General features: G+C 73.2%; 15 protein-coding genes. 8 read left to right on the plus strand and 7 right to left on the minus strand.

What is annotated here, in order from left to right; genetic code table 11:
* Positions 1-30: 30 nt before the first annotated feature.
* Both AB0H71_RS19255 and AB0H71_RS19260 read right to left on the minus strand, forming a co-directional pair.
* On the minus strand, positions 31-615 hold the full coding sequence (locus AB0H71_RS19255; protein ID WP_357023272.1) for a biotin transporter BioY: 585 nt from the start codon (positions 613-615) through the stop codon (positions 31-33).
* A gap of 50 nt (positions 616-665) precedes the next feature.
* Positions 666-1,178, minus strand: a complete 513-nt coding sequence (locus AB0H71_RS19260) for a CGNR zinc finger domain-containing protein (RefSeq protein WP_357022349.1) — start codon at positions 1,176-1,178, stop codon at positions 666-668.
* Between the two features lie 113 nt (positions 1,179-1,291).
* Between AB0H71_RS19260 and AB0H71_RS19265 the strand changes: the two genes are divergently transcribed.
* The 4 genes from AB0H71_RS19265 to AB0H71_RS19280 all read left to right on the plus strand — a co-directional run bounded on the left by AB0H71_RS19265 (position 1,292) and on the right by AB0H71_RS19280 (position 3,601).
* Positions 1,292-1,735 carry a VOC family protein gene (locus AB0H71_RS19265; RefSeq protein ID WP_357022351.1) on the plus strand — a complete coding sequence of 148 codons (444 nt, stop codon included), beginning with the start codon at positions 1,292-1,294 and terminating at the stop codon, positions 1,733-1,735.
* Positions 1,735-2,640 (plus strand): pyridoxamine 5'-phosphate oxidase family protein, encoded by a 906-nt coding sequence (locus tag AB0H71_RS19270; RefSeq protein ID WP_357022354.1) that lies wholly within the window; start codon positions 1,735-1,737, stop codon positions 2,638-2,640. The genes AB0H71_RS19265 and AB0H71_RS19270 overlap by 1 nt, the downstream gene beginning before the upstream one ends.
* 70 nt (positions 2,641-2,710) lie before the next feature.
* A complete protein-coding gene (locus tag AB0H71_RS19275) occupies positions 2,711-3,169 on the plus strand; it encodes a hypothetical protein (RefSeq protein ID WP_357022357.1) in 459 nt (152 codons plus the stop codon).
* A gap of 171 nt (positions 3,170-3,340) precedes the next feature.
* Entirely contained in the window at positions 3,341-3,601 is a 261-nt protein-coding gene (locus AB0H71_RS19280; protein ID WP_357022360.1) for a hypothetical protein, read from the plus strand.
* On the opposite strand, the gene AB0H71_RS19285 is transcribed toward AB0H71_RS19280, so the two are convergent.
* Complete coding sequence (locus tag AB0H71_RS19285; protein WP_357022363.1) at positions 3,588-4,745, minus strand: nucleotide disphospho-sugar-binding domain-containing protein; 1,158 nt, start codon at positions 4,743-4,745, stop codon at positions 3,588-3,590. The genes AB0H71_RS19280 and AB0H71_RS19285 overlap by 14 nt on opposite strands.
* Positions 4,746-4,903: 158 nt before the next feature.
* Here AB0H71_RS19285 and AB0H71_RS19290 point away from each other — a divergent pair, with 158 nt between their 5' ends.
* Together AB0H71_RS19290 and pip are read left to right on the plus strand one after the other, a co-directional pair.
* The gene (locus AB0H71_RS19290; RefSeq protein ID WP_357022366.1) at positions 4,904-6,529 is read left to right on the plus strand and encodes a S8 family serine peptidase; all 1,626 of its coding nucleotides are present in this window, start codon (positions 4,904-4,906) and stop codon (positions 6,527-6,529) included.
* Positions 6,530-6,561: 32 nt separating this feature from the next.
* Positions 6,562-7,509, plus strand: a complete 948-nt coding sequence (gene pip / locus AB0H71_RS19295; RefSeq protein WP_357022369.1) for a prolyl aminopeptidase — start codon at positions 6,562-6,564, stop codon at positions 7,507-7,509.
* On the opposite strand, the gene AB0H71_RS19300 is transcribed toward pip, so the two are convergent.
* Entirely contained in the window at positions 7,503-8,333 is an 831-nt protein-coding gene (locus AB0H71_RS19300) for a sterol desaturase family protein (RefSeq protein ID WP_357022372.1), read from the minus strand. The genes pip and AB0H71_RS19300 overlap by 7 nt on opposite strands.
* Before the next feature lie 2 nt (positions 8,334-8,335).
* Positions 8,336-9,052, minus strand: a complete 717-nt coding sequence (locus tag AB0H71_RS19305; RefSeq protein ID WP_357022375.1) for a GntR family transcriptional regulator — start codon at positions 9,050-9,052, stop codon at positions 8,336-8,338.
* 117 nt (positions 9,053-9,169) lie between these two features.
* On the opposite strand from AB0H71_RS19305, the gene AB0H71_RS19310 reads away from it, so the two are divergent.
* A complete protein-coding gene (locus AB0H71_RS19310) occupies positions 9,170-9,901 on the plus strand; it encodes a hypothetical protein (RefSeq protein ID WP_357022378.1) in 732 nt (243 codons plus the stop codon).
* A gap of 118 nt (positions 9,902-10,019) precedes the next feature.
* Positions 10,020-11,975, plus strand: a complete 1,956-nt coding sequence (locus AB0H71_RS19315) for an FAD-dependent oxidoreductase (RefSeq protein WP_357022381.1) — start codon at positions 10,020-10,022, stop codon at positions 11,973-11,975.
* A 40-nt stretch (positions 11,976-12,015) separates the two neighbouring features.
* On the opposite strand, the gene AB0H71_RS19320 is transcribed toward AB0H71_RS19315, so the two are convergent.
* Both AB0H71_RS19320 and AB0H71_RS19325 read right to left on the minus strand, forming a co-directional pair.
* A complete protein-coding gene (locus tag AB0H71_RS19320) occupies positions 12,016-12,390 on the minus strand; it encodes a DUF742 domain-containing protein (protein ID WP_357022384.1) in 375 nt (124 codons plus the stop codon).
* Positions 12,387-14,441: a nitrate- and nitrite sensing domain-containing protein gene (locus AB0H71_RS19325; RefSeq protein WP_357022387.1), complete on the minus strand. Its 2,055-nt coding sequence runs from the start codon at positions 14,439-14,441 to the stop codon at positions 12,387-12,389. The genes AB0H71_RS19320 and AB0H71_RS19325 overlap by 4 nt, the downstream gene beginning before the upstream one ends.
* Positions 14,442-14,646: the final 205 nt, after the last annotated feature.

The raw sequence follows: 14,646 nt of genomic DNA on the forward strand, positions 1-14,646 counted from the left end.
GCCGTGCCGAGAAGCTCCCCCTCGGCAAGTTCACCCACGAATCAACCCGGGATAAGCCCGATGCACACCCTTCGCCACCACCGCCGCCACCACGACCTTGGCGATATCCCCGGGCAGGAACGGCCCATTGCTGGTGATCGCCGCCCCCACCCCGAGATCGGTCCGCACCAGCAACCCGAGCGTGCCGAACAGGTAGATGACCCCGATCCCCCCGAGCGCATTGATCAGCAACCCGAGCGCGATCGGGTACTTCGGCAGGATCCGCTCGGTGAGCAGCCCGATCACGAACACCCCCGGAACCCACCCGATGAGGTACCCCGCGCTCGGCCCGGCCAGCGCGGTGAGCCCGGTGCGCCCCCCGGAGAGCAGCGGCAGCCCGATCATGGTCAGCGCGAGGAACACCAGCACCGCCGCGGTCCCGTTGCGCCACCCGAGCACCGCCCCGGCCAGGATCACCCCGAGCGTCTGCAGCGTGATCGGCACCCCGCTGAACCCGACGGTGATCGCCCCCGGCAACCCGAGCGCGGCGATGAGCGCCGCGAACACCGCGATCCGCGCCATGTCCCGCGCGGGCACCCGAAGCCTCGGCTTGCGGGAATCCTCGACACCCTCCACGGCGCACACACCCTTCACACCCTGACTTGAACGACGTTCAAGGTAGCAGCTCAGCTGCGGCGGGCGTAGTGCCGGGCCGCCTTGGTGCGGTTACCGCAGGCGGCCATGGAGTGCCAGCGCCTGGTCCCGTTGCGCGAGGTGTCGTAGAAGAAGAGGACGCAGTCCGGGTGCGCGCACTGCCGGATGCGGCCGGCGTCGCGGGCGATGAGGTCGAGCAGGTCGTTCGCGGCGAGCCAGCCCGGTAGCTCGGCCGGGTCGGCGACGTCGGGTTCGGTCACCGGCCCCGCCGCGGTGAGCGAGCGCCGGAGCCGCCCGTGCGCCAGCACGGCATTGAGCGCGGCGCTGTCCCCGGTCGTGACGGTGTCGTAGACGGCATCCCGCGCGATGCGCAGCGCGGCGAGCGTGGCGGTGTTCGCCGGGGCCGCGAGCCCGGCGGTGCCGAGCCAGATCTCCAGCCCGTCGAGATCGGCCAGCAGGTCCCGCGGGCCGCCGCCACCGTTCCACCTGGTGTTCAGCAGGTCGAGCGCGAGGGGTTCGCCGAGGTGCGGGCGTGGATCAGGCACACCTGATGGTATCTCCTAACCATCTAGATCTATTTTGACGGTTGACGGGCAGCGCGCAGCCGTTCTACCGTCTTAATCCAGATAGACGGTTACACCCCATCGCAGGAGGACTCATGCAGCTCGCCACCGGCCACATCGGCCTGAACGTCTCGAACCTGGACCGCTCGGTCGACTTCTACTGCCGCGCACTGGGATTCGAGCAGGTCTCCGCCGCCACCGAGGGCGACCAGCGCTGGGCCTTCCTCGGTGCCGACGGCAAGCTGGTACTCACCCTCTGGCAGCAGTCGACCGGCGAGTTCTCGGCGGCCACACCGGGGCTGCACCACCTCTCCTTCGAGGTCGCCGATATCGACGAGGTGCGCACGGTGGAGTCGGCGCTGCGCGAGCTCGGGGTGCGCTGGGTGCACGACGGGGTGGTGGCGCACGGCGAGGGCGCCGCCTCGGGCGGGCTGTTCTTCACCGACCCGGACGGCATCCGGCTGGAGGTCTACGCCCCCACCGGCGCCGAAACCGCCCCCGCGCCCGCCGGTTCCGCCCCCACCTGCGGCTTCTTCTGATGCTCTTCCACCCCGGCGAGCTGGCCGTGCAGCGGGCCATGGGTCAGGCGGAGATCGCCGAGCACGTCGGCCGCTCCATCCGCCCCGACATCCCCGCCGTGGCCGCCGATTTCCTCGCGGCGCAACGCTTTCTCGTGCTCGCCGCCACCGCCCCGGACGGCGCCGTGTGGGCGAGCATGCTCACCGGTCCGCCCGGCTTCGCGCACACCGCCGACGAGCACACCGTCCTGATCGACACCCGCCCCGACCCCGCCGACCCGATCGCCGCCGCCCTCACCACCGCCGCCCCGATCGGCCTCATCGCCCTGCAACCCCAGCGCCGCAGGCGCATGCGTATCAACGGCACCGCCGAACCGCACGGCGCCGGGCTGCGGATCACCACCGAGCAGGTCTACAGCAACTGCCCCAAGTACATCGCCCGCCGCGACCCCGCGTCTTATCACCCCACCCCGGCGCGGCCACCGCACCGCCGCCCCGACCTCGACCCCGCCATGCGGGCGGCGGTCGCCGCCGCCGACACCTTCTTCATCGCCAGCACCGACCCCGCCGGCCGCGCCGACGCCTCCCACCGCGGCGGCGACCCCGGCTTCCTCCAGGTCCTCTCCCCCACCCTGCTGCGCTGGCCCGACTACCGCGGCAACTCTCTGTTCATGACGCTAGGCAACGTGGTCACCCAGCCCCGCTGCGGCCTCCTCGTCCCCGACTGGACCACCGGCGGCACCCTCCAGCTCACCGGCACCGCCAGAGTGAACCCCGACCCCGCCACCTTCGCCCCCGGCGCCCAGTCCGCCCTCGACTTCACCGTCACCGGGGTCGTCGCCCGCCCCGAAGGCCCCCTCCGCTGGGGTCCCCCCGACCCCTCCCCCGCCAACCCACCTGTCGAGGGGAACCGATCCTCCGGTTGAGGCGTCCAATTCAGTGATCGGCATCGATCAGGGGACATGCGATCGGACAGTTTCAGGGGGAGGAAGCACCATGACCTCGTACGGAGTGTTGCTCACGCACGGCAAGCGCCTGATCGTGGCGGTCGCCGTCGCTGCTCTCGGCACGATCGGACAGCTCACTACGGCGTCGACCGCGAACGCGGCACCACCGCCGTGCCTCGACTACCAGGCGGGCACGCAGTACGGCTCGATCAAATCCGACATCAGACCGGCCGACGGCGACCCCATCGGCTACTACACCTGGTGGTGGTTCATCAACGACCTCGGCCATCGCCCGGGCAAGTACGAGTGGCAGTTGTTCGTGAACGACAAACCGATCACCAAACTGCAGAGCGCGGTGAAGGACGACATGCTGCACTTCGGCCAGCCCCGCTACTCCAGCGGCAAATATTGGTGGAACCGCGGAGACGTGCTCCACGTCGATGCGCTGCACACCGCGCCCGACGGCACCATCTACATCACCCCGCCCAACGAGTGCTCGGTCCCGTGAGCGCCCTGGAAGGATGATGAGGTGGACATAGACGAAGCCGTTCGCGGGGCACGGCTGGTGGCAGCCGATATCGAGCGATCGACGGGGTTACCGGCCGAGGTCGGATCGACGTACGACGCGGAGTGGCGGAGGTTCGGGGAGCAGAGCGGCCGACCGGAGCCGGACGGGTGGGTGAGTCTTACCGTGCGGGAGGTCGGGACGACCGCGGCGCTGGACCCGACCGAGCCGGGAAGCGATACGGCGGCGGAGTTCGCCATGGAGCTGGTGCGGATTCTGCAGGACGATATCCAGATTCACCTGCGGGAGCCGTGGCCGAGGGATCCCGCGGGTGGCGGGCGGGCATTGGAGGCGACCGACGAGGGGTGGCGGAGCCGGGTGGATCGGGAGTATCTGGTGCCGTACGGGCAGCTGGGCGGGGTCAGCCCGCGGTGATCAGGTCGGCGGCGAGCTGGGCGCCGTCGGGGCGGATCTCGCGCGCGACGGCGCGGGCGCGGGCGGTGGAATCGAGGGCCGCGGAGAGGGCGGAGGTGAGTGAATCGGATTCCGGGGCAACGGTGTACGGGACTCCGATGCCGAGCGTGGCGACGCGGTCGGCGAAGTAGAACTGGTCGAATATCTGGGGCAGCACGACCTGCGGGACACCGGCCGCGGCGGCGGTGGTCGTGGTTCCGGCTCCGCCGTGGTGCACGGCGGCGGCGACCCGCGGGAAGAGCTGGCGAAGGTCCAGTTCGCCGACGAGAAGGCAATCCGGTGCGTCGACGGTGAAGCCGGACCAGCCCGCGGAGACGATCAGGCGGCGGCCGAGGGCGCGGGCGGCGCCGAGCAGAGCCTCGGCGGCGCCGCTCGGCTCGGGCATGCTGCCGAACCCGGCGAAGATCGGCGGCTCGCCGGCATCCAGAAAGGCGAGCACCTCGGCAGGCAGCGGCCGCGGGTCGAGAAGCTGCCAGGCACCGGTCTGCCGGACCGGGCCGCCGGGCTCCGGCCACGGCGCCAGCACCGGATCGGCGGCGAGCAGCGGGCTCGCGGTGAACAGGTGCGCCCTGACGTCCGCGACCGGCGCCAGCCCGAGCGCGGCCCGGCGGGCGTTCAGCGGCTCGGCCCAGAGCAGGTTCCAGCGCTCGGCATCCTGCTCCCACGTCCCCGGCTCGACCCCGCGAAACGCCGGTGGCGGGTGCGCGGCAGCGGGCAGGGTGACCGGCGCGAACGCCGCGTACGAGTAGCGCGCCCCGGCGAACTCCGCCACCGACCCCGCCGCGATGGCCAGCGCCCCGCCGCCCACCACGGCCCCGCACCCCGGCGCGACCGCCAGCAAGGCGTCGAACTGCGCGTCGACGGTCCCCGCGATCATGGCCCGCCGCTGCTCCTCGGTCGGCGGTGGCCCCGGCACCCGCCGCGCGGTCCCGCGCAACTCCGGCCCGACCGGCCGATACTCCGCCCCGAGCCCCTCGGCCCACGAACGGAAATCGGGCGGCCCCACCACCACCGCCTCGTACCCGCGCCCGGCGAGCGCCCGAGCCAGCGCGACCACCGGCTGCACCTCACCCCGCGACCCGACGGTCGAGATCAACACCCGCACGATTCCCTCCTCCCCCGGCCACCGTCCGGCGCCCGGGAGAGCGATTCTGACCCCCCACCGCCCCCTTGCCGCAAGCCCCACCTCGCGCTATACATTTCAGTGGGGAGAAACGCGGGCACTACCGTCGGCATCCTGTTCCGGGAACGAAGGAGAAGACGGTGCCCACAGCCTATTTCGGCCGGGCCGGTGAGCCGGGCAGCCGGTTCGAGCCGAGCGCGGAGCTGCTGGTGGTGCGCGCCGTATCCGGCCCGGCGGTCCCCCGGCAGCGCGGCTCGGTCCCGCTTCCCCTGCGCGACCTGCTCGCGGGCGCCGTCGTCGTCCAGTCCCATCCGGAGGTGGGCGTCGAGGTCTACCGGCTGCCGCCGGGGCAGCCGGTCGCCGAGCGGATCCGGGCGCTGGACGCCGCACCGGAGGTCCGATTCGCCGGACACGTCCTGGTCGACCCGGCCACGAACGAACCGGTGCTCTACACCGAGAACCTCTTCGTCAAGTTCACCGACGACGCCGACCCGGCCCGCTGCCGCGCGGTGCTCGCCGAGGCCGGGCTGACCGTCAAGGAGCAGGTCGGCTACGCCGCCAATGCCTGGTTCACCGCCGCCCCGGAGCGCACCGGCCGGCGCGTCTTCACCCTCGCCGCGGAACTTCTGGCCCGCCCCGACGTCGAGTACAGCCACCCGGAGCTGATCCGCCGCCGCGCCCGCAAGACCATCGCCCCGCAGCAGTGGCACCTGCGCGCCACCACCATCGGTAACACGCCGGTGGACGCGCACGCGAACGTGGAGGCGGCACATACGATCACCCGCGGCAGGGGCATCACCGTGGCGGTGATCGACGACGGCATCGACATCGACCACCCCGAGTTCGCCGGGCCGGGCAAGGTCGTCGCCCCGCGCGACGTCACCGCGGGCACCGACGACCCGCGCCCGAAGGACCAGAACGGCACCGGCCCGGAGTACGGCGACAACCACGGCACCGCCTGCGCCGGGGTCGCCGTCGCCAATGGCGGCGCGGGCGCCTCGGGAGTCGCGCCGGAGGCCACCCTGCTGCCGATCAGGCTCGCCTCCGGCCTCGGTTCGCAGGCGGAGGCCCGCGCCTTCCAGTGGGCCGCCGACCACGGCGCCGACGTGATCTCGTGCAGCTGGGGCCCGGCGGACGGCGCCTGGTACCGCCCCGCAGACCCCGCCCACCAGCGCGTGGTCCCGATTCCGGCGAGCACCCGGCTGGCGCTGGAGTACGCCGCGAACAGCGGCCGCGGGGGCCGCGGCTGCGTGATCGTCTTCGCGGCGGGCAATGGCAACGAGCCCGCCGACAACGACGGCTACGCCGGCCACCCGGCGGTGCTCGCGGTGGCCGCCTGCAACGACACCGGCACCCGCAGCGTCTACAGCGACACCGGCGCCGCGGTGGCGGTCGCGTTCCCCAGCAACGACTTCGAACACGCCCCCTTCCGCCACCCGGCACCGCTCACCCCCGGCATCTGGACCGTCGACCGGCGCGGCCGCGGCGGATACAACCCCGGCGACCCGGCGCTCGGCGACGCCGCGGGCGACTACACCGCCGAGTTCGGCGGCACCTCCAGCGCCGCCCCCGGCGTCGCGGGCACCGCCGCCCTGGTCCTCGCCGTGCGGCCGGAGCTCACCCGCGTGCAGGTCCGGGAGATCCTGCAGCGCACCGCCGATCGCATCGACGAGGCGAACGGCGCCTACGACGCCACCGGCCACAGCCCCTGGTACGGCCACGGCCGGGTGAACGCCCGCGCCGCCGTCGACGCCGCCCGCGGGTGAGTCCACCTCCCCGGTGCGTACCGTCGACCATCGTGACGGCCCCCTTCCCCCCGATCGACCCCTACGCCGACGGCCTCCTCGACGTCGGCGACGGCAACCACGTCTACTGGTGCACCAGCGGCAACCCGGAGGGCCGCCCGGCCCTGGTGGTGCACGGCGGCCCGGGCAGCGGAAGCACACCGGGACCGCGAAAGACGTTCGACCCGAATATCTTCCGCATCGTCCAGTTCGACCAGCGCGGCTGCGGCCGCAGCACCCCGAGCGCGGCCGACCCGGCCACCGACATGTCGGTGAACACCACCGGCCACCTCGTCGCCGACATGGAACGGCTGCGCGAGCACCTCGGCATCGAGCGCTGGCTGCTCTTCGGCGGCTCCTGGGGGTCGACCCTCGTCCTCGCCTACGCCGAGCGGTATCCGGAGCGGGTCACCGGCATCGTGCTGGTCGGCGTCACCACCACCCGCCGCCGCGAGACCGACTGGCTGTACCGCGGCCTCGGCCGGCTGCTCCCCGCCGAGTGGGAACGTTTCCGCGCCGTCGTCCCGGATACGGATGACCTGGTCGACGGCTACCGACTGCTGCAGGAGCACCCGGACCCCGATGTCCGCCGGCACGCGGCCGTCGAGTGGTGCCGCTGGGAGGACGCCGCCATCGCCCACGAATCCCTCGGCAGCCCCGGCCAATACAGCGCCAAAGTGGACGCCGCGCTGCTCGCCTTCGTCCGCATCTGCACACACTACTTCGCGCATGCCGCGTGGCTCGAGGAGGGCGCGCTGCTGCGCGACGCGCACCGGCTGGCGGGCATCCCCGGCGAACTGATCCACGGCCGCCTCGATATCTCCAGCCCGCTGGAGACAGCCTGGGAACTCGGCAAAGCCTGGCCCGACGCCCGCCTGCACGTCATCGAGGACTCCGGCCACACCGGCAGCCCGGCCATGGGCGCGGCGCTCCTGCGCGCCGTCGCCCGCTTCGCCTACTGACCGGCGGGCTTCCACCCCGGCCCGCGCGCGACGAACCCCCACCGCTCCCGCCAGCCCGCCGCACCGCGCACATCCCGCCAGATGGCGGCGAACTCGTGCGTGGCCACCCGCACCGGGTTGAAGGTCGCGATATTCGTGGTGAGGCCGTACCTGACCCGCGCCCGCTCCGGCTCGAAGGTGCCGAAGAGCCGATCCCAGACGATCAGGATGCCGCCGTAGTTGCGGTCGAGGTACTCCGGGTTCGCGCCGTGGTGCACGCGGTGGTGCGAGGGCGTGTTGAATACGAACTCGACCGGCGCCCACAGCTTCCCGACCCGCTCGGTGTGCAGGAAGAACTGGTAGAGCAGGCTCACCGACTGCTGCAGCAGGATGGCCCACGGCGGGAAGCCGAGCAGCGCCAGCGGCAGCCAGAAGGGCATGGCGGTGAACGGCGTCCAGGGCTGGCGCAGCGCGGTGGAGAGGTTGAAGTAGCGGCTGGAGTGGTGCACCACGTGGCTGGCCCAGAGCACCCGGATGGTGTGGTGCGTGCGGTGGTACCAGTAGAAGGCGAGGTCGTCGGCGAGGAAGAGCAGCGCCCAGAACCACCAGGTGTCCGCGGGCAGGTGCAGCGGCGAGAGCGTGTACGCGGCGGCCAGGATCGCGACCAGCGCCAGCTTCCAGCCCGCGTTCACCACCACGCTGCCCAGCCCCATGCCGATACTGGTGCGGGCGTCGCGGAATTCGTAGCCGAGCGTGTCCTCATCGGGGCGGAAGCGGAACGAGGCCGCCTCCAGCGCGAGGCAGAGCACGAAGACCGGGATGGCGTGCAGGATAAGGTCGAACACCGCTACTCCTCGACCCCGCCGGCCAGCAGCGCGACCATGCGGCCGAGCAGCTCGGTGGCGAGCGCGTGCGCGCCGTCGGCGTCGGCCGCGGCGATCCGGCGGGCCAGCTCGGCGTGCGCGTCGCGGTCCACGTACTCCAGGAAGAGCCCGAGGTCGGCGATGACCGGCCAGCCGATCGCGCCGAACGCCGCGACCAGGGTATTCAGCCCGAGCCGGTAGGCGATATTGCCGGAGCCGTCGATCACGGCGGTCCAGAAGTCCAGGTCGGCCTCGGTGGCGTCGACCGGGCGGTCGGTGGCGGCCGGGTAGCGCGCGGCCGCCGCGGTGACGGCGGCGCGCTGCTCGGGGGTGGCGCGCTCGGCGCAGAGCCGGGCCGCGTCGGCCGCGACGCTGCGGCGCAGCTCCGCGATATCGCGCAGCATCCGCACCGGCGGCACCGCGCCGGTCTCGGCCAGCGCGGAGAGCGCGTCCAGCCCGGCGCTGGCCCGCCAGTCCAGCACCCTGGTCTTGCCGCCCTGCGCGATCCGCACCAGCCCGGCCTGCCGCACCCCCTTGAGCGCCTCGCGCACCGCGTGCCGGTTCACCCCGAACCGCTCGGCCAGCTCGCGCTCGCCGGGCAGCGCGGCGCCCGGCGCCAGCCGCCCGGCCAGGATCTCGGTGACGAGCTGCCCGAAGACCTCGTCGGAGACCGAGGCGCGGGTGACGGGGGTGATGTCCACTCCCCCAGCATCCCGCAGCACCCCCTCTCTGGTCAACTGGTTGGACCAGTTAACCGCCGAGACATTCGAACCGGACACTCGCTACTCGACGCTCGCAGTAATGCGAGGATGGTCCGCATGTCTGCCGCGGGCCGATGGCGTTACCCGACCGCACTCACCGCTGTCGGTGACGACCCCGGGCTGTCCGACGGAATCGCCTGGGTCACGCGCAGATCCCGGCGCTACGGCGGGACGCCGCTGGTCTACGCGCCCGGCCGGTCGAACGTGGACGACAACCCCTGGCTGCGCGAGTTCGTCGAGGAGGTCAGGGCGCTGGTGGCGACCTGGCGCAGGCCCGCCACCACCTGGCGCGGCGGGCCGGTGCTCGCGGCCTGGCCCACCCCGGAGGAGCTCACCCGGATCGCCGACGACCGCCGCACCACCGCGCTCTGCGTGGTGCCGAACAGCCTGGACGAGGTCGCCGCCTGGGCGCAGGCCGCGCAGCCGCGGCTGCTCGGCCCCGCGGTGCCGCCGCCCGGCGCGGCCCGGCTCGACCCGGTGGTGGCCGAGGCGCTGACCACGCTCTCCGGGCTGGTCGACCCGGCCTCGAATCTCACTGCGCCGCAGGATCGCCGGGACGCCGCCGCGGTGCTGAGCATCGCGCACGAGCACGGCCACTCCTTCACCGGCGACGACGTCTACGCCTGGACCCTGGCCAACGGCTGGCCCGCGCGCGCCGCGACCCGGCTGGCCGCGCTCGCCGCGCACGTCGCCACCGGCCAGCGCCCGCCGCTGCCGACCAGCACCTTCGCCACCGACATCCTGGACGTCTGGCGCCAGCGCGCGACCCCGGGCGACTCCCCGAAGTAATTCGGAATTCAGCCCGAACATCCTGGTCTATGCCGCTTTACTCCCGGCTGTCCTGCGGAGTATGGTTCGCCACAGCCTATTCATGTGAGTCGTGATTCACATACTGCCGGGAGTTCGCATGGACCTCACCGCACGTCAGCGCGCGGCCCTCACGCTGATCTGCGACACGTTCGCACCGGGGGACGGCAGCGCCCTGCCCGCCGCCTCCGAGCTCGGCGTGCCCGACGTCGTGCTGCGGCTGCTGGCCCGCAATCCGCGCGCCGCGGAGGGCAAGCAGCTCGCCACCCTGCTCGGCATCTGGGACTCCCCACTGCTCGCGCTGCTCACCGGCGGTGCGCCGGGCCGCTTCTCGGCCCGCACCCAGGCCGAGCGGGAGCGGCTGCTGCTCGGGCTCGGCAACTCCCGGCTGGCCCCCAAGCGCGCGATCTTCCAGGCGCTGAAGCAGGCCGCGCTGCTCTCCTACTACACCACCCCCGGCCCGCACGGCGACAACCCGCTGTGGAAGGAGATGGGGTACCCGGCCGCGCCCGGCCCGCTGGCGTCGGCGCCCGCCCCCGCGCTGAAACCGCTGCGTCCCACCGGCTCCCAGGTGCTGGAGTGCGATGTGGTGGTGGTCGGCTCCGGCGCGGGCGGCGGCGCGGCCGCGGCCCGGCTGGCCGCCGCCGGGCTGGACGTGGTGGTGCTGGAGCGCGGCGAGTACTACGACGACGCCGATTTCGGCGGCGGCGAACTCGACGCGCTGACCCGGTTCTACTCCCCCGGCCCGCAGGCCACCACCGAGGGCCAGCTGACCCTGGTGGCGGGCAGCTGCCTCGGCGGCGGCACCGTCGTGAACTGGAGCACCTCGCTGCGCACGCCGGACCCGGTGCGCGCGGAGTGGGCGGCGCTCGGCGCGGAGCAGTTCGCCGGCGACGAGTACGGCGCCGCACTGGACGAGGTGGTGCGCCGGATCGCGGTCACCGCGGAGCGCTCCCCGCTCTCGGCCCGCGACGGCGTGCTGGAGCGCGGCGTCACCGCGCTCGGCTGGGAGCTGGACACGCTGCCGCGCAATGTCACCGACGCCTGCGACGCGGGCACCGAGTGCGGCCGCTGCGGCTACGGCTGCCGGATCGGCGCCAAGCAGTCGGCGACCAAGACCTGGCTGCGCGATGCCGCCGAGCGCGGCGCCCGGCTGGTGGTCGGCGCCGACGTGCGCCGGGTCGAGGTCACCGCGGGCCGGGCCACCGGCGTCACCGCGCGCACCGCCGACGGCGCCGAGTTCACCGTGCGGGCCAGGGCGGTGGTGGTCGCCGCGGGCGCCATCCAGACCCCCGCGCTGCTGCGCCGCTCCGGGCTGCGGAACAAGAACATCGGCGACTACCTGCGGCTGCACCCGGCCTCGGCGGTCTTCGGCGCCTTCGACGACGAGATCAGGCCGTGGGAGGGCGGGCTGCAGACCCGGATCTCCCGGCAGCACGCGGATCTGGACGGCGACGGCTACGGCGTCATCTACGAGACCGGGCCGATGCACCCCGGCATGCTGGTCGGCTTCATGAACTGGCGCGGCGCGGGCGCGCACCGCGACGCCATGCTGAACCTGGCGCACACCGCCGCCATCGGCGTGATCACCAGGGACCGCGACCACGGGCGGGTGACCGTGGACAAGCAGGGCGAGGCGATCGTGCACTACACGCTCTCCGCCAGGGACCGGGCGCACCTGCACCGCGGCATCACCGGCGCCGCCGAGATCCTGGAGGCCGCGGGCGCGCGGGCGATCACCTCCGGGCACCAGTCCGGCGCCTCCTACGAGCCGGGGAAGCGCGGCGACCACGCGGCCTTCGCGGCCCGCTGCGCGAGCGCCGGGTACGGCCCCGGCCAGTGCGCCATGGCGGCGCTGCACATCATGGGCTCGGCCCGGATGGGCGGCAGCGCCGAGCACTCCGCGGTGAACCCGGACGGCGCCACCTGGGAGGTGCCGAACCTGGTGGTGGCCGATGCCTCCTGCTTCCCCACCTCGTCCGGGGTGAACCCGATGGTCTCGATCGAGGCGATCGGCTGGATGAACGCGGGCAGGCTGGCGGCCACGCTCGGCTGAGCCCCGGCCGCGCAGCCCGGGGGCCGCCCCGGGACCGGGCCTACAGCGCCTCGATCCCCCTGAGCAGCGCGCGCAGGACACCGATATCAGCGCTCGCGGTGTCCGGCGCGAGCACCGGCGCGCGGAACTCGAGCAGGCCGTCGTCCACCAGGTCGCCGACCAGCACCTTGGTCGAGGCCAGCGGAAGGTGCAGCAGCGCCGCGAGTTCCGCGATCGACTGCGGCTCCCGGCTGAGCCGCAGGATCTCGGCGTACTCCGGCTCGGTGCGGCGCAGCCCGCCGAACCGGTTCGCCGCGACCAGCGTGAGCATGTCCAGCTCGGGGCGGCCGCGACCGGTCCGGCCGCGGGTCACCGCGTACAGCCGGCCGATCGGGCCCGCGTCCTCGTCGAACCAGGACGCATGCGGGTCGTTCACGATCGCGGCGGGTCGAAGTCGTCCGGGCGCAATCGGTGCAGGGGCCGGCTGGCGCTCTCCCCGCTCGAGCCGACCCCGACCAGCTCGTGCGCACCGGTGGGCGGCTCCCAGCCGGTGGCGATGAGCGAGGACGGCACGATCACGATGGCCTTGATCCCGCCGTAGTCGGAGTGCGCCAGCCGCACCGAGATCCGGTGCCTGGTGGCCAGCCTGCCGACCACGAAGAGCCCGAGCCTGGCATCGCCGGAGAGGTCGGCGACGCTGAAGTCCGGCGGGTTCGCCAGCGTCGCATTGCGTTCGGCCAGTTCCTCGTTGGCGAGGCCGATGCCCTGGTCCCTGATCTCCAGCGCGATCCCCCGCCCGACCAGCGCCGCGGAGATCTCCACCCGGGTCTCGGTGGGCGAGAAGGCGGTGGCGTTGTCGGTGAGCTCGGCGATCAGGTGGATGAGGTCGGCCACCGCGGCGCCGATGATCCGCACGTCCGGCAGCTTGGCGGTGTGGATGCGCTGGTAGTCCGCGCTCTCCGCGACCGCGCCGCGGACCAGCTCGACCAGCGGCACCGGGTTGCGCCAGCGCCTGCCCGGCTGCTCGCCGCCGAGGATCACCAGGTTCTCCGCGTTGCGCCGCACCCGGGTCGCGAGATGGTCGAGGGTGAAGAGCATGTCGAGGCGGTCCGGGTTCTCCTCGTCGCGCTCGGCGCGGTCGAGCAGCACCAGCTGCTGGTGCACCATGGCCTGGCTGCGGTAGGCCATGTTGAGGAAGACCGTGCTCACCCCGGACCTGGTCTTGGACTCCGCGACCGCGGCGTCCACCGCGGCCCGGTGCGCGCGGTTGAAGGCGTCGGCGACCTGGCCGACCTCGTCCAGCCCGTACTCCAGCCGCTCCACCTGGGCATCCGGGTCGAAGGGGGCGCCGCTGCCGATGGCCTTCATGAGCTCGGGCAGCTTCTTGTCGGCGAGCTCGAGGGTGTCGCCGCGCAGCCGCCGCATGCGCTGCACGAAGCGCCGGGCCAGCAGCGCGGCCGCGCCGAAGGCGAGCACCGCCACCAGCAGCACGCCGAGCCCGCCGAGGAAGGCGTTGCGGCTGGTCTCGTCGCCGTCGGCCTTGGCGAGGCGCTGCGCCGAGGTGGCCTGCTGCTCCCACAGCGCGAGCAGCCCGGTGGTGACCGCGGACGAGGCCTGCTGCCACTCCACCGTGCCGACCGGCAGCTCCTCGGGGGTGCCCCTCCCGGTCACCGCGCCGCGCTCCAGCACCGCGTTCTGCACCTCGACGAGGCGCTGGTACTCCGGCCCCGCCAGGATCCGCTGCAGCACCGCCTGCTCGTCACCCTTGAGAACCGTTCGGCCGTAACCGAGTTCGCCGCGCGCGTCGCCGACGTACTCGGCGAGCCGGGCCAGCTCGGCGGCGCTCAGCGCGCCGGTCAGCTCGGCGGTGACGCCGAGCGCGGTCGCCTTGGCCAGCGCCTCGGCCGCGCGCAGCGGGTGCACCGACTTGTAGAGCTCGACCGCGATATCGCCGCCGGGCGCCACGTCGGCGGCGAGCAGCGTCGCGGCCACGATGGTGTCGATGACGGTGCTGTACGCCTCGAAGGCCTGGGCGGTGGGGAGCGCGCGCACGTCGACGGCCTGCCGCAGCCGCGGCATCTCGGCGTAGAGCGCCTGGAAGCCGGAGATGTCGCCGGCCAGGTCGGGGCGCAGCTCGGCGGCGGCATTGCCCATGTCGACGATCTGCCGCATGGCCGCGTCCGAGGCCAGCCGGGCCGCGGGCAGCCCCTGGGTGCCGGCCGGGTCACCGGCCAGGTGCAGCAGCGAGGCCTGCCGCTCCACCTGGAAGGTGCGGACCAGGTTGATCGCGGGGGCGCAGGTGGCGCCGGCCAGGTCGGCCCAGTCCTGCGCCTCCTGCGCGTCGCGCACCAGGTAGACCGCCGCGCCGACGCCGATGCCGAGCAGCGCCACGCTCGGGATCAGCACGATGGCGAGCAACCGGGCACGGACGCCGCGGGGAAAGCGCAGGTATTTGCGCAGCGAGCGGCGAAAATCGCGATCGATCACCGATTGTGCCTACTTCTCGAGCGGGTGGAACCAGGGTTGACGCATCACCCTAGCCAGAGTGACACCCGTCACGCAATAACTTGCTCTATGGAAATCCGGCTCTCGTTTTCCCTGCGCGACCGGGTGTTTCGGCTACCGTCGGGGGATGCGGTGCCCGGCGCCGCGGAGCAGCCCGCGCTGGAGGCGTGGACCACCGCGACCGCGC

It is taken from the genome of Nocardia sp. NPDC050697 (assembly GCF_040654395.1).
Classification (GTDB): domain Bacteria; phylum Actinomycetota; class Actinomycetes; order Mycobacteriales; family Mycobacteriaceae; genus Nocardia.

Bases quoted from the DNA above. Each gene is read 5' to 3' on its own strand.
- AB0H71_RS19265 (WP_357022351.1), top strand. From the start codon at position 1,292: ATGCAGCTCGCCACCGGCCACATCGGCCTGAACGTCTCGAACCTGGAC.
- AB0H71_RS19270 (WP_357022354.1), top strand. From the start codon at position 1,735: ATGCTCTTCCACCCCGGCGAGCTGGCCGTGCAGCGGGCCATGGGTCAG.
- AB0H71_RS19275 (WP_357022357.1), top strand. From the start codon at position 2,711: ATGACCTCGTACGGAGTGTTGCTCACGCACGGCAAGCGCCTGATCGTG.
- AB0H71_RS19310 (WP_357022378.1), top strand. From the start codon at position 9,170: ATGTCTGCCGCGGGCCGATGGCGTTACCCGACCGCACTCACCGCTGTC.
- AB0H71_RS19315 (WP_357022381.1), top strand. From the start codon at position 10,020: ATGGACCTCACCGCACGTCAGCGCGCGGCCCTCACGCTGATCTGCGAC.